This is a genomic window from Parapedobacter flavus (assembly GCF_035818675.1).
Taxonomy (GTDB): domain Bacteria; phylum Bacteroidota; class Bacteroidia; order Sphingobacteriales; family Sphingobacteriaceae; genus Parapedobacter; species Parapedobacter flavus.
Genome location: NZ_JAYKZZ010000020.1, coordinates 109888 through 131940, shown reverse-complemented (window position 1 = coordinate 131940; position 22053 = coordinate 109888). Strand labels below are relative to the sequence as shown.

13 protein-coding genes are annotated in these 22053 nt (G+C 52.7%); 4 read left to right on the top strand and 9 right to left on the bottom strand.

The features are described from left to right. Positions 1-70: 70 nt before the first annotated feature. Positions 71-535, bottom strand: coding sequence for a hypothetical protein (locus U9S71_RS16695; protein ID WP_326328762.1), 465 nt, complete (start codon positions 533-535; stop codon positions 71-73). 150 nt (positions 536-685) lie between these two features. Further along, positions 686-1714: a LacI family DNA-binding transcriptional regulator gene (locus U9S71_RS16690; RefSeq protein WP_326328761.1), complete on the bottom strand. Its 1029-nt coding sequence runs from the start codon at positions 1712-1714 to the stop codon at positions 686-688. Between the two features lie 145 nt (positions 1715-1859). Between U9S71_RS16690 and U9S71_RS16685 the strand changes: the two genes are divergently transcribed. The 3 genes from U9S71_RS16685 to U9S71_RS16675 are packed head-to-tail and all read left to right on the top strand — an operon-like array spanning position 1860 to position 5343. Then, a complete protein-coding gene (locus U9S71_RS16685) occupies positions 1860-3356 on the top strand; it encodes a xylulokinase (protein WP_326328760.1) in 1497 nt (498 codons plus the stop codon). 27 nt (positions 3357-3383) lie between these two features. Further along, entirely contained in the window at positions 3384-4715 is a 1332-nt protein-coding gene (xylA, locus tag U9S71_RS16680; protein WP_326328759.1) for a xylose isomerase, read from the top strand. A gap of 52 nt (positions 4716-4767) precedes the next feature. Further along, positions 4768-5343, top strand: coding sequence for a HEAT-like fold family protein (locus U9S71_RS16675; RefSeq protein WP_326328758.1), 576 nt, complete (start codon positions 4768-4770; stop codon positions 5341-5343). Here the strand turns inward: U9S71_RS16675 and U9S71_RS16670 are convergent. From U9S71_RS16670 to U9S71_RS16640, 7 genes are all read right to left on the bottom strand, one after another. Further along, positions 5327-6097 carry a putative outer membrane beta-barrel protein gene (locus U9S71_RS16670; protein WP_326328756.1) on the bottom strand — a complete coding sequence of 257 codons (771 nt, stop codon included), beginning with the start codon at positions 6095-6097 and terminating at the stop codon, positions 5327-5329. The two genes, U9S71_RS16675 and U9S71_RS16670, sit on opposite strands and share 17 nt — an antisense overlap. Positions 6098-6141: 44 nt before the next feature. Continuing rightward, the gene (gene ruvB / locus U9S71_RS16665; protein WP_326328755.1) at positions 6142-7164 is read right to left on the bottom strand and encodes a Holliday junction branch migration DNA helicase RuvB; all 1023 of its coding nucleotides are present in this window, start codon (positions 7162-7164) and stop codon (positions 6142-6144) included. Positions 7165-7264: 100 nt separating this feature from the next. Beyond that, positions 7265-7990 carry a polyprenol monophosphomannose synthase gene (locus U9S71_RS16660; protein WP_326328754.1) on the bottom strand — a complete coding sequence of 242 codons (726 nt, stop codon included), beginning with the start codon at positions 7988-7990 and terminating at the stop codon, positions 7265-7267. A 45-nt stretch (positions 7991-8035) separates the two neighbouring features. Next, entirely contained in the window at positions 8036-9643 is a 1608-nt protein-coding gene (locus U9S71_RS16655; protein ID WP_326328753.1) for a peptide MFS transporter, read from the bottom strand. 120 nt (positions 9644-9763) lie between these two features. Further along, positions 9764-10648: a hypothetical protein gene (locus tag U9S71_RS16650; RefSeq protein WP_326328752.1), complete on the bottom strand. Its 885-nt coding sequence runs from the start codon at positions 10646-10648 to the stop codon at positions 9764-9766. Between the two features lie 102 nt (positions 10649-10750). Further along, positions 10751-13666 carry a sensor histidine kinase gene (locus tag U9S71_RS16645; protein WP_326328750.1) on the bottom strand — a complete coding sequence of 972 codons (2916 nt, stop codon included), beginning with the start codon at positions 13664-13666 and terminating at the stop codon, positions 10751-10753. Positions 13667-13831: 165 nt separating this feature from the next. Then, on the bottom strand, positions 13832-14455 hold the full coding sequence (locus tag U9S71_RS16640) for a response regulator transcription factor (RefSeq protein WP_326328749.1): 624 nt from the start codon (positions 14453-14455) through the stop codon (positions 13832-13834). Positions 14456-14661: 206 nt separating this feature from the next. Here U9S71_RS16640 and U9S71_RS16635 point away from each other — a divergent pair, with 206 nt between their 5' ends. Further along, positions 14662-22050, top strand: a complete 7389-nt coding sequence (locus U9S71_RS16635) for a T9SS type B sorting domain-containing protein (protein WP_326328747.1) — start codon at positions 14662-14664, stop codon at positions 22048-22050. Positions 22051-22053 lie beyond the last annotated feature (3 nt).

Below are 22053 nucleotides of genomic sequence, written 5' to 3'. Positions count from 1 at the left end.
CAGGGCTTTCCGGCCTCTATGCCGGCCGGGCATGTTACTTGGACGCACCCAAGTAACCAAAGTGCTCCGGCTATGCCGCATTTGTTGTTCCGGCTGCGCGCTGGTGCAACGGCGAGAACCCTAGGCCGCCTGCACCCATGGCCCACCCCATGGCGGGGTTCCACTTGGTGAGGTAGGTACCCCACCATTTCTGCAACGCACCACCACGGCCTACACGTCCAACTGCGCCAAGGCCGATCCTGCCTCTGAACGCATGTGAGTGCAGATGGCCGGACGGAGCTATCACAGACCCACCCTCGCCGCTATACCCCATGGCGAGCATGCGTGGGGTTGGACGCGTTGGGACGAAGCCATCCGTAGATACCAGATCGAACGCGGACGGCCTAGCCTGCGGAGGTAGCAACCGGCAGCCAGGCATGCCCGAAAGCGAACCGACGAACGAAGGGATGGGTTGGCGTGTAGGGGTGGCTTCGGTTCGCTGCGGTGCATGCGGCAACGGGTTGCCACGGAGCAGGCAAGCCTTGATTTTTATCAAACTTTTGATCAAGCAAAAGTTTGTCGCCTCCGCGGCGAGAGAGCGGAAAAAAGAACTCGTTTCCACGGCAAACAAGCGGCAACAAGAAAGAAAACATTTCCACAGTGAAAGGGTGGCAAAAAGCATCTCGCGAAGCGATAAAACATCACATCAACCCATAGGATACCGATTTGAGCTTTCGCGAACCAGCAACTCGGGATCGAGCACAATTTTCTCGGGCTTGTGCTGGTAATAGTCGCCCTTCTTGAGTAATTTGAGGAAAAGGCGAGCCACCTCCGCCCCCATCTTGACCGTATGCTGGTCGACCGTCGAGATCGTTGGGCTTACCAGGCTGGTAAATGCCTCATTGGCGAATCCAACTACACCGACTTCTTCCGGAATGCACTTGCCTACGGCTTTCAATTCCTGTGCTACGCCCATTGCGGTAAAATCCTCCAACGTAAATACCGCATCGAACACGATACCTTTATCTAATAACTCCCGCACACACCGCCGTCCGAATTCGAGCGAGAACTCCCCTTTGATAATCAAGTTATCATCAACCGGTAAGCCATACTGCACCAACGCATCGAGATAACCACGCAAACGCTCGTTAAAGATATTGATGTTGCGGTATTGGTTGATATGGACAATGCGCCGATAGCCTGCACGGATGAGGTGTTCGGTAGCCATAAAACCACCGCGGTAGTCGTCGATGGTAACGGACGGCACGTCGAGGCCGGATGGCACCCTATCAAAAAAAGCGAGCGGGATGTTACGGTCCTTGATTTCCATGAAGCCACCGTTGTCTTCCGTTTCGAGTGAAATGGAGGCAATGATGCCGTCTACACGGGAGCGGAGGAACGTATCTATTCCACGGCTTTCCTGCTTAATGGACTCTTGCGACTGGTACAGTAAGATCGTATACCCATTTTCATTCATCACCCCTTCGATGCCATGCACCACCGAGCTGAAGAAACTCACGTCGAGACGGGGAACCAGTACGCCAATGATCTTTGTTTTGCCCGAGCGTAGCGAAGAGGCCAATTTATTGGGCCGATACCCCAGCCGGTCGGCCGTTTCGCGAACGGCCTTTTTCGTGGCGGCGCTGATAGCCGGGTGATCATTGAGCGCGCGCGCTACGGTAGAAAAGGTGATATCAAGCTCCTTGGCAATATCTAATATGGTGATTTTCTTCAAATGGATATGGATTAAAAGCAAAATTGCATGCATGGGCCCGATTGTCGGACTAGACAAAAATAAAGATACAGCTTGGAATTCAAAAAGGAATATCTATCTTTATGCCAACGTTAGCATTATCCATGGAACTTATTCGCTTTCAGCTATGTTACTACTAGGTATTGATATCGGCACATCGTCCATCAAAGTGTCGGTGGTAGATGCCGACACGCAGGCTTGCGTGGCCTCCATCCGTTATCCGGAAGACCATGAAAACAACATCCTTTCGGTGGTGCCGGGCTGGGCTGAGCAGTCGCCCGACATGTGGTGGGAGCAGGTAGTTGCCGCCGTCCAGCAGCTTACCGCAGACGCCACATTCAAGGTGCGCGACATCGGTGCCATTGGCATCGCCTACCAAATGCATGGCTTGGTTGTAACAGACAAAGACGGCAACGCCCTCCGCCATTCGATCATCTGGTGCGATAGCCGGGCCGTGGAGATCGGCGACGCGGCTTTTGCGGGCATCGGCGAACGGTTTGCACTCGAACACTTGCTTAACTCACCCGGCAATTTCACGGCATCGAAGTGGGCCTGGGTGAAGGCCAACGAACCCGACGTCTATGCGAAGGCCCATTACATTATGCTGCCGGGCGACTACATCGCGATGAAGCTGACGGGATCCGCAACAACCAGCATTTCGGCACTCTCGGAAGGGATATTCTGGGACTTCAAAAACAACCGCATCTCCAAGGATATCCTTGCCCACTTCGGGTTTGATGAGGCGGTATTTCCCGAAATCCGGCCCTTGTTTGGCGAACACGGCACATTGCGGAAGGATGTCGCTGTGCAGCTTGGCCTCACGCCGGGTATCCCCGTGTCTTACAAGGCGGGCGACCAACCCAACAATGCACTATCGTTGAACGTGCTGGAGCCCGGAGAAGTGGCGGCGACGGCAGGGACATCCGGCGTTATTTATGCCGTAAGTGACCAGTTGGTCTATGATCATGCCTCGCGTGTAAACACCTTTGCCCACGTCAACTACACACCGAAAGCACCGCGTACAGGTGTATTACTGTGTATCAACGGCACCGGCATATTAAATCGCTGGGCAAAGGAACATTTCGGGCATGGCCTTACCTATGCACAGATGAATACCCTGGGCAGAGCAGTAGCCCCCGGCAGCAACGGACTGAAAATTTTTCCGTTTGGCAATGGCGCGGAGCGCTTTCTGCACAATAAAATATTGGGCGCGCGTTTTGTCGACCTCGACTTCAACGCCCATGGCCGCTCACAGGTGTTCCGGGCATCGCAAGAAGGTATTGCTTACGCGTTCCGTTATGGCCTCGATATCCTCCGCGAAAACAATATGCATCCATCCGTCATCCGTGCGGGCCAGGCGAATATGTTCCTCAGCGAGCTTTTCACCGAAATTTTTGTGGAAGTAACCGGCGTACCTGTTGAATTGTACAACAGCGACGGCAGCGTGGGCGCCGCCTTGGGTGCTGGTATCGGCTCGGGCATTTTTGCCTCACCCGCCGACGCATTCAGCAAGCAGGAACTGCTAACAACGGTGGAGCCACAAGATGCCGATCGTTATGAGGGGCTATACCAAGAATGGAAGCAACTTCTCGATAGCCAATTGGCCGAAGAAATGAATCGATAAACAGTTAAAACAACGAAACGAAAAAATATGTCAAACGTACTAATCGGAGAAAACGAGTATTTCAAAGGCATCGGTAAAATTGCCTATGAAGGCCCCGAATCAGACAACCCATTGGCCTACCGCTGGTATGATGCGAATAGGGTCATTGCCGGCAAAACCATGGCAGAACACTTGCGGTTTGCTGTAGCCTACTGGCACTCATTCAATGGCAACGGCAGCGATCCGTTCGGCGGACCGACACTGTTCTTCCCTTGGGATAAAGATAAAGACGTCATCCAACGTGCCAAAGACAAGATGGACGCGGCATTTGAGTTTTTCACCAAGATGGGCATGCCCTATTATTGCTTCCACGATGTGGATGTGGTGGATTATGGTGAAAACGTAGCCGAGAATGAAAACCGGCTAGCAACCCTGGTGGAATATGCCAAGGAAAAGCAGGCGGCCAGTGGCGTAAAGCTGTTGTGGGGTACCGCCAATCTCTTTTCCCACAAACGATACATGAATGGTGCGGCTACTAATCCGGATTTTGCCGCGGTAGCGCATGCCGGCGCGCAGATCAAGGCAGCGCTGGATGCCACCATCGCCTTAGATGGCGAAAATTACGTGTTCTGGGGCGGCCGTGAGGGATACATGACCTTGTTGAACACCGACATGAAACGCGAACAGGAGCACCTGGCTAGGATGCTGCACAGTGCGCGCGACTACGCCCGCGGCCAAGGGTTCAACGGCACGTTTTTCATTGAACCGAAGCCCTGCGAGCCAACCAAGCACCAATACGACTACGACGCGGCAACGGTAATCAGCTTCCTCCGGCAATACGACCTGTTGGACGATTTCAAACTCAATCTGGAAGTGAACCACGCTACGCTGGCGGGGCACACATTCCAGCATGAACTGCAGGTGGCTGCCGATGCAGGCTTGCTGGGATCGATGGATGCCAATCGGGGCGACTACCAAAACGGATGGGATACCGACCAATTTCCGAACAACATCAACGAATTGGCGGAGTGTATGCTCATCATCCTCGAAGCCGGTGGCTTCGCAGGTGGTGGCATCAACTTCGATGCGAAGATACGACGTAACTCCACTGACCGGGCAGATCTTTTTTATGCACACATCGGTGGTGCGGATACGTTTGCCCGTGCGCTCGTCGCAGCCGACAACATCCTGAACAAATCCGACTACCGGAAGTTGCGGACGGAACGCTACGCGTCGTTTGATAGCGGAAAAGGAAACGACTTCGAAGCCGGTAAGCTCTCCTTGACGGACCTGCGCGATATCGCGGCTGCATCCGGCGAGCCTGAAACCATCAGCGGCAAACAGGAACTGTTTGAAAATATCGTTAATCGGTATATTTAATAGTAGGCAGTGATGAACGGCCGGCTAGTACAGCCGGCCGTTCACGATTACCATGGATATACAAACCCTCAAAGACCGTTTAACCGTCAGTGACCGAAACAAGATCTGGGCACCTGAGTTGCACAGGCTTGGTGACGATTCGGATGTTCCGATGGCGGCCTTACACGACTTGTGTTATGATGCGAAAAACCGCATGTTGGCTTTTCGCGCGGCTTGGTTGCTGGAATACATCGCAGTACATCATCCGGATCGGTTTGTTACCATAGCCGCGCCCTTCCTAACCCGCTTGCCCAGCCAGAAAAACCCGAGCTGCCAACGGCACTTTACCAATATACTTCGACGGGTAACACACCCGCGGGCGCCGCAGATCTATCGAGATGCGCTCTTCGCAACCAGCCGCGAACAAGTGGTCGAAACCGTGTTCAACTGGTTTATCGATCCCCATACACCGGTTGCCGTTCTGGCCAATTGCATGGATGTGCTATCGGATTTCAGTGAAGAGTTTGAGTGGATACGGGAAGAGCTGAAGCAGCAAATTGAATTCCTGCTTCGCGATGGCTCACCGGCCATACAAAGCCGGGGGAAGAAGGTGTTGGAAAAGCTTGTGCAGACTAGAAACGCAGGTTAACACCCAGTGTCAGCATCGCGTAAATATCCTGATGTTTGTTGCCGGCGTAGTCACCACTGTAGCCATCGAGTTCGTCATCGAGTGCAAAATTGAGCTGGCCATTCACCACTAAATTCCAAACGTAAGAATCCAGCAAGTTCGGTTTCAAACTATGGAGCGGAATTTCAAACCCCACGTTTGTGCTGACGATGTAGGTGAACCCGTGGCTGCGGCCTTTGTGAGCCGGCAACACGCTCTCAACCAGAACAGAGTCACCCGTAATCGGATCAGTTGTCTCTACCTGCCCCACAGCCCGCTGTTTATCCCATTGTAGGCTGTGCAACACGCCAATACCCGCGCCAACATACACGCTGTTCAATGTGCGTTTGATTACAGACTCTCGATATTCGATACGCCGTTGGTGATCATCTTGCAAGAATTTGATGGGTTGGAAACGAACGCCGAGAATAGCGGCATGGTATAAATTCGTAGCCTTTCTTACTACCTCATCCGTTGCTATACTGTCTCTCCCACGCAGCAGGCCTTCTTGCAATTCCAGTCCGATACTGACCCCGTGGGTAAGGAAGTAATTTCCCCGAAGGAACACACCGCCACCAATTTGCCGTTTATCCAAATCGCCATACAACTGGTTCGCACCCATTCCCGCTGTTACCGAATACCGGAAATACGGGACAGGCGACTCATTGCCAAATTGGGAAAAACCAAGATATGGAAAGGCGACGCACAAAAGGATGAACAGGGAAAGTCTTCTCATAATTCCCATTCCCCTCAATACTTGTACCATTTTCTTGAAAGGGATTAAAAAAGTGTGTTGCCTTTGGCGTGGTTGGTCTTCCCCAAATGTTTGTAAGCCAATTCGGTACACTCTCTTCCACGTGATGTACGCATTAAATAGCCCTCCTGAATAAGAAAAGGCTCATAAACTTCTTCGATGGTCCCTTCATCTTCCCCAACGGCTGTAGCAATGGTCTTGACGCCCACCGGCCCCCCCTTGAATTTATCGATAATGGTGAGCAGGATACGATTGTCCATTTCATCCAGGCCGTGTTCGTCTACATTGAGTGCATTTAGGGCATATTGGGCAATCGGCGTATCAATGTTGCCATCGCCTTTGATCTGAGCAAAATCGCGCGTACGCCGCAGCAAGGCATTGGCAATGCGGGGAGTGCCGCGGCTCCTGCGGGCAATCTCATACGCCCCTTCGTCGGTAATGGGGGTGCGGAGGATGCCTGCCGACCGGAGCACGATGGTGGTGAGCAGCTTGGCATCGTAATATTCCAATCGGGCATTGATGCCAAACCGCGCACGGAGGGGCGCAGTGAGCAGTCCCGACCGCGTGGTGGCCCCCACCAAGGTAAACGGGTTCAAGGTAATCTGTACCGACCTTGCGTTGGGACCGGTTTCGAGCATGATGTCGATCCGGAAGTCTTCCATAGCCGAGTAGAGGTATTCTTCTACCAGTGGACTCAAGCGGTGAATTTCATCGATAAATAGCACATCGCCCTCGTCGAGGTTGGTGAGTAGGCCGGCTAGGTCGCCCGGCTTATCCAATACCGGTCCGGAGGTGATTTTAATACCGGATCCCATCTCGTTGGCGATGATATGTGACAAGGTGGTTTTGCCTAAGCCCGGCGGGCCGTGTAGCAATACATGATCTAGCGCCTCCCCCCGCAGTTTGGCTGCCTGCACGAAAATGCTCAGGTTTTCCAAGATCTTTTTCTGTCCGGTGAAATCTTCAAAAGCCTGCGGACGCAACACCTTCTCCAGCTCGCGCTCCGCGTTGGACAGTTTCTCGGGATCGGGATCCAAATGTTCGTTCATTTTACTGCGCTATGCCGTTTGTTATTTGCTATTCTGCTTTTTGCCAATATTCACTCACCCGCGAGTCCCTACTAAATACTATGTACTATATACTACAGTACTATTTATACTTCCTGAACCAGCTACCCACCTTCATCTGTATGACGCCGAAAAATGCCTCGCGGAATATCCGCGTACTCATTTTGGAGACGCCTTCTGTGCGGTCTGTAAATATAATGGGTATCTCTACCACCTTAAAACCATATTTGATGGCGGTGAATTTCATCTCGATCTGGAAAGCATACCCCACAAACCGGATGCGATTCAGCGGGATGGTTTCCAACACTTCGCGTTTGTAACATACGAACCCAGCGGTGGCATCGCGTACGGAGATACCGGTAACTAACCGCACGTAACCGGAAGCGAAGTATGACATCAGCACCCTGCTCATCGGCCAGTTGACCACATTCACTCCCTTGATGTAGCGCGATCCGATGGCCATATCAGCACCCGACCGGCAGGCCTCACGGAGTCGTGGAAGGTCTTCGGGGTTGTGCGAAAAATCGGCATCCATCTCGAAGATGTATTGGTAAGACCGCGAGATGCACCACTTGAACCCGTGGATATACGCCGTGCCAAGCCCCGATTTCCCCTTCCTTTCTTCCAGGAAGAGACGATCTGCAAACTCCGTTTGTAGACGCTTCACAATCGCGCCGGTACCATCCGGAGACCCGTCATCAACAACCAACACATGAAAACCTTCGGGGAGCGCAAAGACCTTACGGACAATTTTCTCCATGTTTTCCTTCTCATTGTACGTAGGGATGATGACGATGCTATCTGACACTACCGTTCAAAATTTGTACGTAAAGATAAGGATTATAAGTAAAAATTAGTGGATCCCGTGCATCATCCGTTTCAACAATGGCGAAAACAAGATCAGTAGTAATCCCGCAAGCCCCGGCAATACCGCGAAAATGAGGAAAAATGTCGAGATCGAGTACGCTTCACTGATACGGTCGATGAGGCTGCCCGACATGCCGGCTAAGAAGTTGGCAATGGCACTGCAAGCAAACCACACCCCAAAAATCAACCCCACGAACTTCTTGGGTGAAAGCTTACTCACATAAGAGAGCCCGACGGGCGACAAACAAAGCTCGCCCGAGGTATGGAAAAAGTAGGCCAAAATCAACCAGACCATACTCACCTGCGCCGTCAATGCCCCCTGCGGGATGTCTCTCGCTCCAAAGCCCAGCACGGCGAAACCGACGCCCAAAAGAATCAGGCCGATCGCAAACTTCACGGGGCCCGTCGGGTTAAATACTTTTTCCCACATTTTGCTGAACACGGTAGCCAATGTGATGATAAAGAATGAATTCAATATCTGGAACCATGAGGCCGCCACTTCGGTTTCCAAGGCATTAAATTCGCGATAAATCTTCCAGATACCCAAGCACCAGATGACCACGAAACTTGCCGCCGTAAAGAGGATGGAAACAGGGTAGGTAGCAAATATTTTCTTAGCTAGCGACCACAATACCCACGAGACGATCAGTAAGGGGAACACGGTCAACACGGCATCCACCCATTTAAAGATCAGGGCCGCATTGCCATCCAACACCCGCTCGGTATAGTCCAATGCAAAAATACTCATCGATCCGCCCGCTTGTTCAAACGCCATCCAGAAAAAGATGCTCGACAAGGAAAGGACAATGATAACGATCAGCCGATCGCGCACTACGCGCTTGGATGGTGCTTCAACACCATCGTCTTCTTCTTCGGTCGCTTGCACGGCGTTCGCCGATGCTGCACCCCGCTCGCTGGCCTCTTTGGGCGACTCTCCCAATATGCCAAAGATACGCTGGGCATAATAAAACTGCAGCATGCCGAAAAACATAAAAATACCCGCCAAACCAAAGCCCCAGTGCCAACCTACCTTTTCACCGATGTAACCGCAGAGGAGCATACCCAAGAAAGCACCCGCATTGATACCCATATAGAAAATGGTGTATGCCGAATCTTTTTTCTTGCTATTATTCGGATAAAGCTGCCCGACAATGGACGAAATATTCGGCTTAAAAAGCCCATTACCCAAGATCATCAACACCAATCCGATGTAGAAAAACGACGACCCTGCACCCTCCAAAGCCATGGAAGCATGGCCTAATGTCATGATCAGTGCTCCGAGTACCACTGCTTTCCGGTACCCTGTGAGCCGATCGGCGATAAACCCGCCAAGCAGTGGGGTTAGGTACACCAACCCTGTGTACCATGCATATAATTCCATGGCATCTTCCCGCGTCCATTGCCAGCCTCCAGTGGCAAGTTCAGACACCAAAAATAGGGTAAGGAGGGCACGCATACCGTAGTAGCTGAACCGTTCCCACATCTCGGTAAAAAATAAAACAAATAGTCCTACGGGATGGTCAAATACGGTCTTCGTTTCAACGCCGTTCTTAACAAGGTGTTTTGTTAATTGTTCATCATGATTGTGCTGCATATCTTGATATTAGGTGTTTAAAAATTGGGGTTATTCATGCGCCCATCCTGCAAATAAAACAAACTTTTTGCGATTTCACGGCCGTATCGGATAAATTTTATTCATCTACCAAGTTGGTATTCATTCCATTTGAAGACCGCTCTTGGGATGGTTTTGAGGCTTCGTAGGGTCGTTAAATCGATTATCCTCCGGGCTCGATGGATTCGTAAATGGCACATCGGAAAGGAGCACCAGCCTACCGTTTTCCAACTGCCAGGCATCGTACGTCAGGTCCGGACCGTACTGTTCATATTGCCCTACTTGCCGCGGATCTGCAGGTGCTAGGTGGTCAAACACAATACGATTTGCGATGCTGTCATAGTCCAGGTGCATGCTAGCGCCCCGGCTATACCGGTAAATGGCACGGGCTTGCCTTTGACCATCCCCGGCGTCAAAAATCGGGTCCCCCAACTGTGCGCTGTCTCCTCCTATTCGCAGTATCTCGATGACCTTCTGTGTGACGCGGGGGGTATGTCCTTTCCAACCCAGCAACACGTAAGCGTCGTTGAGCGGCACGATACGGTAATATTGCGCACCATACCAATCTTCCGGCGCTATTATGGCATGCTCCGGTTCAGCAATTTCATAGGTTTTATCCAGCAAAGGACACATCTTAAGACTACCATCGGGTGTATTTAACTGGATCGTTCCATAGTAAAGATAAGAACCATCATTCAACGGGAGGTGCCACGAAAATATCCGAAAGCGGTCATCCGGTGCGTTGAGAATGGATACCATATCGAGCGAATCAAACGGAAACTGGTAGGAATACGGCTCTTTCAATGCAGATACCAGTGTTTTGACAAAAGCGAAATTGGCATCCAACCGTTCGGGTTCACTGGGCTCATTGTACATGGTGTACCCAAGCTTGGCAAGACTATCTTCGAGCAATCGGATCTTTTGAAAACCATCCTGCTGGGCGTACACCGAGCCGCCGTGCAGCGTTCCAACCCATATATACAACATCAGAAGGCCAATAACCAACACCTTCCATCGACATTGTCCGGCTACTGTAGCCAAATCTACCATAGGGCAAACTTAGCTAACCTACCTCTCAAATGCAAGCAGTTAAAAACAACAATGCAACGCTAAGCACGTCCCTCTCTCGTCCGAGCTCACGGTATACACCGCGTTGATTCTTGCCGCACGGCTGGCCATATTGCGAAGCCCCCGGCCATCCGCCTGCCTTGCCGTATCAAATCCCCAACCGTTGTCACCTATCTTCAACCGGATTTCCCTGTGGGCGAATTGCAGTCCAATCTCCAGTTGAGTTGCATGCGCATGTTTACAGCAATTATTAACAGCCTCTTTAGCTATGAGATAGATATTCTGCCGCACCGTTTGCGGTATCGCTGTAGCTTTATCGGCACCCACCACATCAAATTTCACCACCATATCGCTCCGTTCGAGCAGTTGGTTGGTACTTTCACGAATACGACTCACCAGTCCGGCTGCATTATCCAACCGGGCATCGATAGACCAAACCATGTCGTTCATGGCACTGATGGCATGGCGGCTTGATTCAGCGATCTTCACCAAATCGGCCGCCATCTTGTCGGGCATCGAAAGCCGCATAAAATCGGCACGGATAGAAATACCCGTCAAGGTGCCCCCTACTTCATCGTGTAGATCACGGGCAATCTGGTTACGGAGCCGCTGCTCGGATTTAATGGCTTTAACGCGATAACGGAAAAACACCCATAAGCCTGCCAACACCAGGCATACCACGGCTACCTTAAAGAGTAGCGTTTGGTACCATGCCGGTTCCTTTTCGATATACAGGGAGATCCCCTCGGCCCCCTTCTTGTCACCTTCGGCACGGACCTGCAATGTATAGTCTCCTGGGGAGGCCCGGATCAATGAAACAAGCTGCCCATCGGCCATTCGCTGCCAGTCGTCTGCCAGTCCGACGATACGATAGCCCACCATATACCGTTCGCGGTAGGCGAACGGCTTAGCCGGATAGACAGAAAGCAGTTCTTCGTTTGCGCGCAAGGTGAGGCGGGCTTCTTCCTGGTACGGCAAATGGTAGAGGTGCCGCGTTTGCCGGGAAGCTTCATTATAGACCACCGCGGCACCAAAACAGAGCCGTGGGGACGGCTTCGGGATGTTATTGACCGCATCCAGTTGCAGCACGGTGATACCATTTATCCCGCCCACGTAAACGTTTCCCGACTGGCGGTCGTAAAAGCCCGACCCATGGTTAAATTCCCGGCTCGCGAGTCCGTCGGCCACTGTCAAGAAACGGAAATTGCTGTCTGTCCGGACGAACAGCCCCCTGTCCGTTCCGGCAAACAACAGATTTCCGGCGGACAATAAGCTAAAAACAACGTCCGTATGCAGCTGCGTTTGACTGTCGAAATGCGCCGTCGCCCGGCCGGTGTAATCGATGGAAAACAATCCATTACCATTTGTTGCTACCCATATTTCACCTTCTCCGGGGAAAAGCTGGAAATCGTAGACACCATACCGGGACTGCGGTTCGCGTGGGAAAATCCGCTGATAAACACCGCGATGGAATGTATACAATCCGTTATTGGTTGCCATCCACAACGTATCTCCAGCAAACTCGACCTTTCTTACCCAGTTATTTTTACCCACTTGTCTCCCCGCGCTGTCGCATAGCGGACCAAGCGCTCGGGTCTGCATATCCAGTAAGAGTACCCCCTGGTGGGTACCCAATGCCATCTGCTTGCCTAAGCGGTCGATGGAATACAGGTAGTCAGACACGTACCCCGGAATACCGTCGGCGTTGATGGTGGTATATGGACTGAATATGTTGGTTCGTTTATCATACAGAAACAAGCCTTGCCGATCCGAGCCGCACAGCAGGGTATGGTCGTCCAACGGATACGCCACGTACACATACTGGCTGTTGTAGGCCAGCTGCTTGCCATCATGTTGGGCAAGCACCGTCCCTCCGTAGCCCGAACAAAACAGCGTGCCATCGGGAAAGACGTGGATGGCCCGCATGCTGCTGTTGCCCGTGTGCGACAGCGGATTATAAACGTTGATTTGGGCGAGGGTGGGATACACTACGCCAACCCCCATGCTGCCAGCCCCGATTAATACATCGTGCTGCCCGAATTGGATGGAATTGAGGTAGTTTTCGGGAAATAGCCCGTTGATGGTATCATATGGCGCATCTGACAATGCCTCCAAACGGAAATAATACGCACTGCGGTTTAAATTATTGCCCACGGAGGCAACGGCCAAATACGTACTATTGAACGTCATTTCATAAAAGCCAATATCCGACAATAGCTCGGAAAGCGGGCCATCCATCCGGAAAACGCCACGGCCGTCATACGCATACATCCCCTGCGACTCTTGGTCGAATACCAGCTTATCATCCAACGGAATCAGGCAATTGACCCTCATGGAACAATCTGCCAAGGGAACGATGCCCGCATCGTGTACACGGGCATCAATCGCCCGGTAAAACAACTTGCCCGCCCCGGCCAGCCAATAACGGCCGCGCCATTTGGCTACCGCGGTAGCAGCATGGCGCAACCCCGTGCGTTGGGTTGCAGCGGCGAGGTCTTTAATCAACCGGAAGCCTCCCTCCTCACTGATAATCACATACCCGTTGTCATAGCAAACGGCTATTTCCGACCGGTCCAGCAGGTTCACTGCCGTAACGCGCGTATCGGTGAGGTAGGCGGCGAGCGAATCAGGGAGGAAATGGAGGGTCCAGTCGACGGGATTGAGCAGAGCGATATTATCGTCGGAAGGGAGCCACACGCGGTCGCGATCATCGATGAATACACTGTGGAAATTACCTCGGAAGCCCAGATCACGGATGGATTCCGTGAGGCGGATGGTCTGCTGCCCGTCATATCGGAAAAGGCCGTTATAGGTACTGAACCAGATTAACCCTTTGCTATCCTCGGCTACGTTGTGCACCATGACGCCCGATACTTCCGCTAGATCGAGCACGACTTGCCGAAAAGACTGCGCGTAGGCAATCCACGGCAAAGCCATGAGCAAAAGACAACCACATAATATGCTGCGAAACATCGATTTAATTGGATAGTTCATTACGCATTGGCGTCGACTGATCAGGTCGTTAGTTTAATATACACCAAAGGTAATGTTTTGCACGGGTATTCCTAGGGAAATCACGGCCGGTCGTACCGATGCGACCCGTTAACGTTGTGAACGGCGCGAAATCAGGGCATGGCGCGAATTCACTTCGAGCTTGCTGTAGATATTTTTAATGTGGGTCTTCACCGTTTCCAAACCGACGGAAAGCCGGATGGCAACTTCCTTGTTAGACAGTCCCTCCTCGATGGCCTGCACCACTTGGGTTTCGCGCGGCGTAAGGGTTTGCACCAGTTGCGGGGTGTTCTTGGGGTGGAAGTAGGCAACCACCTTACGGGCGATGGCCGGCGACATGGGCGAGCCGCCGTCGAGCAGCGTTTGCACCGCTTGCTTAATCTCGGGGAGCGGCGTTTGCTTGAGGAGGTAACCCGACGCACCTGCACACAAGGACTGGAAGATTTTCTCGGCATTGTCGTAGATGGTAAGCATGATAACCTGGCAGCTGGGGCACCGTTTCTTGATGAGGGGCACCCCCCGGATGCCCGACAGGCCCGGCAAACCGATATCTGTCAGCACCACGTCGATCCGTGTGTCTACCGGCCACAGTTGCATAAATTGTTCCACAGAATCCGCTGCCAGCACGCACTGGTAGCCGTGGTTGCTCGAAAAGAACCGGGCCAACATCTCCCGGATGCTGTCGTCATCTTCGATGATTCCGATTGTTACCATAGGCCAAAGATAACACATCCAACCCACTTGTCCGCTCCCCCCTTGGGGGGATAAGTCTTCATTTTTTCACCCTCTCCCCCAAAAAGGGGATATGATCTACTGCACGGATCCTTCATCTTTGCGCTACGATCCATTAATCAATTGTAACTGGTCCTTTTATTCACTTGGGTATACGCATCGGTTGCCTCCTAATTTAAAACCGGAAAATGACAAACTATTCCTTCTCGATAAGCAGTATTTCGAAGCCGCGCGCATGGGCAAGATGGACGTTTCCTATAATCTGTCTACTGTTGCTGCCCTCGTTTTGGAACACCGTATCCGCCCAAAAAGACGACGATGCGGTAAAAGGCCTGTTTACGTTGACCCAGGTTGACACCAACGAATCCATGGTTAATATCAATTGGGGAGATAAGCTCCCTTTCTATAATTCGAGTAGTCCATTTTGTAAGAGCAGGAGACATCAGGTCCTGATATCCAAATATAGCGGCGGCAGTTGGAGAGAAGTGCATGACAAGGGCTATGGTGCAAGTAGACCAACCCCAGGCATTGCAGGGGTTGAACTAGGCCCCAATAGATCTATCGAACTGAGCGTTCGCTATGAATGGGGCTCCGGTTCTGGCGGATGTTCGTTAAAATGGGGATGGGTCTTTTTTGATGTTACGACACCACGGATTAAACCGCCCGAAAACGTGGTCGCCCAATTGATCAACAATGATGAAGACGTGGAAATCACTTGGGAAAAAGGCACCGGCATCCTTATCGAGGATTATATCCAATACCTCATCAAACGAAATGGCACCGAAATAGCCCGGGTAGATGGAAATGTACTACATTATGTAGACACCACGATTGCCCCAGGTCAAAGCGACACGCACTATACGGTACAAACAATCGTGGGTGTCGATGCCCCCTCCGACTGGGTCAAAGATCAATCCGTTGAAATACAAGCACCCGCATTCAACATACACCTTGACGCGAGTACTGACGAACGCGGACAGATTAAACTCGAATGGCCCAAATTGGACAATATCCATGGTGTGGAAGCCATCATCATTATTCGTAACGGAAAGGAAATTGAACGAGATTACACGAAACATGCCACGACGTATACCGATAACGATGTAGTGGCAGGCATGACATACACCTACCAATTGAATATGCGGGGTACCACCGCAAAAAGTATCAAAGCTGTAGGCAGCAGCAAACCCAATGGTAAAATAAGCGGTTACGTCCGCAACAGCTCCGGTGTGGGGATCGCGGGCATCGATATTACCGCATCATCGACGGCCGAGATTGACAACAACATTGAATCGAAGCAGTACATGTACACCGCCACCACCGAGCACGACGGGTACTATGAGATTCCGGAAATCTTTTACGGCGAAGCCACCAGCTATCAGGTGGTTCCCAAACTACCGGGGTATGATTTACCGCGGTTTAATCCGGACACCCTGGTGCGCAAACTGGACATCGACGAATACAACATCAAAAACGTCAGTTTTGAAGATACGGCCTCGTTTACACTCGCCGGGCAGGTGTATTTTTACCTGCACAATGCGGTCAGTCATTCACATTTTAAGCTGGGCATGGATTCGGTCGATATTTACGTGGATGGCGTACATACCGCCACCACAAAGCCAGACGGCACCTATGCACTCAATTTCGCGGCTTCGGGCACCTACCACATTGCGGCGGCCTATCGGCAGCACAAAATCAGGCCCCTCGCCCTGCATACCGACCAAGACACATTGACCACCGGGGTATCGACCATAACGGGCCAGCGAAACGAATTGGCCTATGGCTATGACGTGTCGGTCGAAAGCGATGTCGATGGCATCAACTTCATCAACCTTCAGACAGACACGCTGGAATTGCACGTGTATGCCACGGACGGCAAATTCCCGGTAGGCGAAGAGATCCTGATGGACATCAGGCCCATCGATGGCTATGGCACGCCCCTACCAACGCGTGTATTTCCGCCGTTGCCGGTGTACGCCAACGGCAATACTACATCGCTTACCGACACGGGGCCATTTGACAACGACCCCGGAAATGACATCCATGGAGGACTATCGGCGGAGAGCTGGACAGATGCCAACACCTATGTCTGGAACGGACAGCCCGTGCACATCAAAACCGACAATCCCGGAAACACCAACGGTAGTGCCATCGTGGTATTGCCTGCCCTGGCTTACGAAGTATATGCCACCCATATCATTGAACGCAACAACCCCGACCTTCCCTATTCCAATGCCAATGCCTTGGTGAACACCAACAAACAGGAATTTTTCCGGAAGCTCAAACAACGGATCTCCTTGTTTGAGCGCGATACTGTGGAAGCCTTCCGCGACTCGGTCATACTCGATCCGCCGCAAGATGAAATCCGAACCATCGTCAATCAAGACCATGATCCGGATGACCCGACCACTGGTCCCTACGAAATACAGGACACCATCCGCGCCGGCGAGTTTGGACTAGATACCATGCACATAGCCTACCGGGAGGTCGCCAACCCCAACCTGCATTTCGTTTACCACCAGGAGCTCGATATTGTATGGGACGACGAAGCCGATTGGGATCGGAATAACCTCCTCCAGCCCGGCAAACTAGAACCACAGGTCATTAACCAGTGGGGCGCGGCGCGGAGCAAATACAGCGATAAGCTGTATCTGCTCGAACAGGGTGTGCAGGAACTGTTACGATTCCGGGTGGTGGAAGCCTATGACCTGTATGGCGAAGCTTACCAACATCCGGTAGATTCGGCCATCATTGAGATTTATGATGGCATCGGCGACATCAATAAGGCGCAACGGTACCGCTACCTGCCACACGACCCGGCAAGCGGCCGGTACCAACCGTTCACTTATCAGCTGGTACCGGGCGCTCCAAACTTCAGCGTGGCGCCGTTCCACGAAAAGTCCTTCCAGTTATTTGCTAAGGTGGGGATGGGCGCCTCGCAGCTGACGCATAGTAAAACGTTGTTTGCCACGGTGGTGGGATCGCGCGAAGAAGAAGGAAAAGGCGTGGTATCCAGCCCGAACATCCCCTACCTGATTCTGCATCGCCCACCTGGCGACCAGTCGTACGCGCGCATCAAGAAAGGCTCGCAATTCACCTGGCGCGAAACCAAAAAATACGGCACCAGCGGCAGTGCAGGGATCAACGCTTCGCTGGGCTTCAATTCCAACATCTTTGGTGTAAACCTATTCGGCCGGGTAGAAACCAGCTTGGTTGCCGGTCGGAATAACGAAGGCGATCGTGGTTTCCAGCACGTATTCACCGTGGAGGAAGAAATCACCACCAGTCAGGACGGCGAATTCAATGCCGGCAAGGGCGGCGATATCCTCTTCTTCAATACCAACGTATTCTCTTACGGCATCTATAACCACCTGGTATACGAACCCCAAGTAAACGGCGGACCCGGAAAACTGAGCCACTTCCAAGCGGCCGACCTGGCCGACCAAGGGATGGAAAGCATCGTGATGTATACCTACAACCAAGTGCAGTATTCGGAAATTCCACGGTTGGAAAACCTCATCGGGCATAACAACACCCAAATCGGCATCGAAAAGAACAAGCCAACAGCCCAGCAGGATACTTCGGAAACCAATCGACTACGCAACGAGATTAACCGGTACCGGGAACAGATCCGGGTGTACAACAAGGTGTTGCATAACGTGGACAGCATACAGGCCTTGGCCAATGGACATAACGGTGAATTGGCCCCCTTCTATGAGGAAATGGTCCAGGAAGCGATGCAAAACAAGCTCGATTCGGCAGATGCCAGCAGCGAAATCGTCGATAAGCTGAAAAATAGCACGGGCGACCTGTATGCCATGCAGAAAAACATTACGTTTTCCAATGGCGTTGATTACCGGTTTACGCTGCAAAACAACATGACCTACATCGACAATTTTGAATATGAAGTTTATATCGACTGGGACCTCACCGCAACCGGCGGTATCCAGGTGGGCGAAAGTGACCTGATGCGGAACGAAGTCGGCGCATCCGCCACCGTACATACCATTGTAGACGGCACCATTTTGACCCGCGAAGGAGAAATAAACAATGAGATCGAGATTTTCCTCAGCGATGACGACATCGGCGACAGTTTCAGCCTGAATACATACGTCGATCCGACCTATAAAACCCCCATCTTCGGCGTATACGGTGGGTCGTCGTCATGCCCCTACGAAATCGGCACGTTGCAACGCGACCTACCCGTCATCGCTGTATCTGGCAATTCGAAACTGGTAAATGTCCCCGCCGAAGAGCCCGCCACGTTTACGATAAGCATCGGCAACGAAAGTGTAACGGAAGAAGCCCGCGAGTACATCGTTTTCGTGAACCCCAGGAGCAACCCCAACGGGGCCCGTGTTTACCTGGGTGGCACGATCATCAACAATACGCCTGCATCTTTCTTCGTCCAGCCACAGGATTCCGCCCGCATCACGCTTGAAGTATACCGCGGGCCCATCGCCTACCAATACGACGACCTCGAACTGGTCATCGCACCGGCGTGCTCCTGGATTGGCACACGGGATGTGGATGATTCCCTATCCAAAGCATCCACGTACCTATCGGTGCATTTCACGCCTTCCTGCGGAACGGTCGACCTGTTCAAACCGGGCGACAACTGGCTCGTCAGTTCCCTCAACCACGATCGGTTGCAGGTGACCTTCAACGAATACGACCCCAACAACCCCAACCTCCGTGAAATCAGGCTGCAATACCGGCGGAAAACGGGGCAGCAGGCTGGAACGGTGATGGAAGACTGGGTAGACGTTGTCAGCCTCGCCCCAAGCCAGCTTATGGATGCATTCTACGACTACCTCATGGACGTCTCGGGGCTGCCCGACGGCGACTTTGAACTGCGGGCCACCTCCGTTTGCACCGACGGGTATTATTATTCGGATGTTTACGCGGGTACGATAGACCGTACAAACGTGAATATATATGGGCTACCTGAACCCGCCAACGGCATATACGGGATTGGGTCGGGCATCCGCGTAGCGTTCAACACCACCCTGGCGGCGAGCCAGCCCACCCTCTCCGTTTGGCTGGAGGAAGACGGCACCGGTGAAACCATCCCGGTAACCTATGTGATGAACGCACAACGCAACGAAATCAGTATCACGCCGGTTGCGGGCGACGGAGCCTTCGATCTATTGGAAACCAAGCAGATTAACGCCTTTCTCAGTGGCGCTATCGCCGACAATGCCAATGAGCAGCAAGATACCATCCAATGGTCGTTCATCGTGAACCGGAGCCCGGTATATTGGAATCCTGCCAGCGTGGCCATTGTTGCCGAAGCCAACACCGACACCGCTTTCGCGGCGATGCTGAGCAACAAGACGGCAGCCAACCATTCCTTTACCATCACGGAATACCCGCAGTGGCTCACGCCCACCATCACCTCGGGCAACGTGGTACCTTTCGGCAGCGTAAACATCGATTTCGCCATCGACAACCGGCTAAATCCGGGCACCTACCAGGATACCGTGGTAGCACTCATCAACGATAAAAACCAGTACCTTATCGTCACGGTGAACGTAATCAAGGCGTCGCCAAACTGGCAGGTCAACCCCGCCGATTTTACCCACCAGATGAACATCGTGGCCCAGTTCAGCCGTGACGAATCCGACCTATTGCTATCGCGCGATATCTTGGATAAAATCGCCGTGTTCGTAGGTGACGAGCCACGCGGGGTGGCCAGCATCACCTATGAACCTACGTACGACACGTATGTGGCCTACGTCACCGCCTACTCAAACAACCCCACGGGCGAACGCCTTTCCTTCCGGCTGTGGGATGCCATACCCGGATTGGAATACGAGAGCACCGAGCGCCTCGACTTTGCCACCAATGGCCATGTGGGCAACGTAAGCACCCCATATATCGCCCACGCTGCCGGCATCTACCAGTCGATTCCGCTCCGCGCGGGGTGGAACTGGCTATCGCTATATGTGGAGGGCGGCGACATGTCTACCGACAACGTGCTCAAACACATCGAAGCGGACGACCAGACGATCATCAAGACCTTGTTCGGGAACAGCTCGTATAGCCAGTTCACAGCTACTGACGGTTGGGTCGGGACATTAGACACGCTGAACGTGTACCAAAGCTACATGATGTACCTATCGCAGGCAGACACGTTAAAGGTGTTCGGACAACTACCGGAGACCGCCGTGATGCTTACCCTCAACCAAGGCTGGAACTGGCTTGGCTATCCGCGGTACTACAACACCGATATCAACGCCTACTTCGGCGGTGCCACACCGGACGACAAGGATAAAATTGTAGGGCAGGACGGCTTTGCCGAATACGACGCCGCAGCGGGCCAATGGTTTGGAAGCCTGCGCTACCTACAGCCGAACCACGGATACCGGTATTACAGTCAGCAGGGCCTCACGTTCGAGGTCGGCGTGCCCGACGCGGCACCCGCGCCCATACGCTTCATGGGCATGCGGATGATGGTCGCAGGGACGGCACGGGCGTTGGCACAAACGCCCCAAATAAACATCAACCCCTTTGCGGTGGTGACCAGCAGCGTAGACCCTACGGTAACGGCAAACACCATTGAAAGGCCTTACCACAGTACGCTTACGTCGACCATCTTGCAAGACGGCGTGCCCGTTACCGACCCCGAAAACTACGAAGTGTGGGTCCGGGTAAACGGCGAACTGGTCAATATCGTAGCCCCCATATCGGGACCCGACGAGACGGTCAGCAGCTTTATCCCCGTGTTCGGCGACGACACGGAAACCGGCCAAGAAATCGAACTCGTGGTACACGACAAAGCGAGGGGCCAAGCTTATGAAGCGTACGTCATCCCATCGAACAACGCGGACATACCTTACTCACCCAGCCAGGCCGTTGACCTGCGGTTCGAAGCCGACGCGGTATCGGGAACGGTGCAGCAGCCCATGGCCATCGTATTGGAAGGCGCGTCCGACCTTTCCCTTTCGCATTCGGTCGAGCAAACGGAAGTCATGCTCAATGGCACGTTCAATTACGTAATCCGGGTGTCGAACCCAAGTGCTGAAGTGGCCATTAACGTAGCGCTAAGCGATACGGTAGCGGCGGCGTTCGAGGTCGTTTCGGTTTCGGGCGGCGCCCAGTTCGACAGCGGCAACCGCACCGTTAAACAAACCTTTGTCGCGTTGCAACCCGGCGAGGAACGGGAAATCGTGCTGCAACTGCAAGCCTCGCAGGTCGGTACACACCAGGTCAGCCGTGGCCTCATCACGGCCAATAACGATCGTGATGCTAGCAATGATACCGGCCAACCCATTGTTGTAAACGTGTCCGATGCCCGTGCAGATGCCGAAAGGCTGTTTATTCCCGGCTTATTCACACCGAATGGCGACGGCATCAATGACGTGTTCGAAATCGTAGGCCTGCCCGAATATTTCCCCGAGAACGAGCTCGTCATTTACAACAAAAGCTACAACACGATATACCAGAAGACCAACTACCGGAATGATTGGGGTGGAGACAACCTACCGATGGGGTCATACGGTTACATCCTGACGGTAAAGACAGCGACAGGCGAAGAAAAGGTCTATAAAGGTTTCGTCACCATCACGTATTAAGCG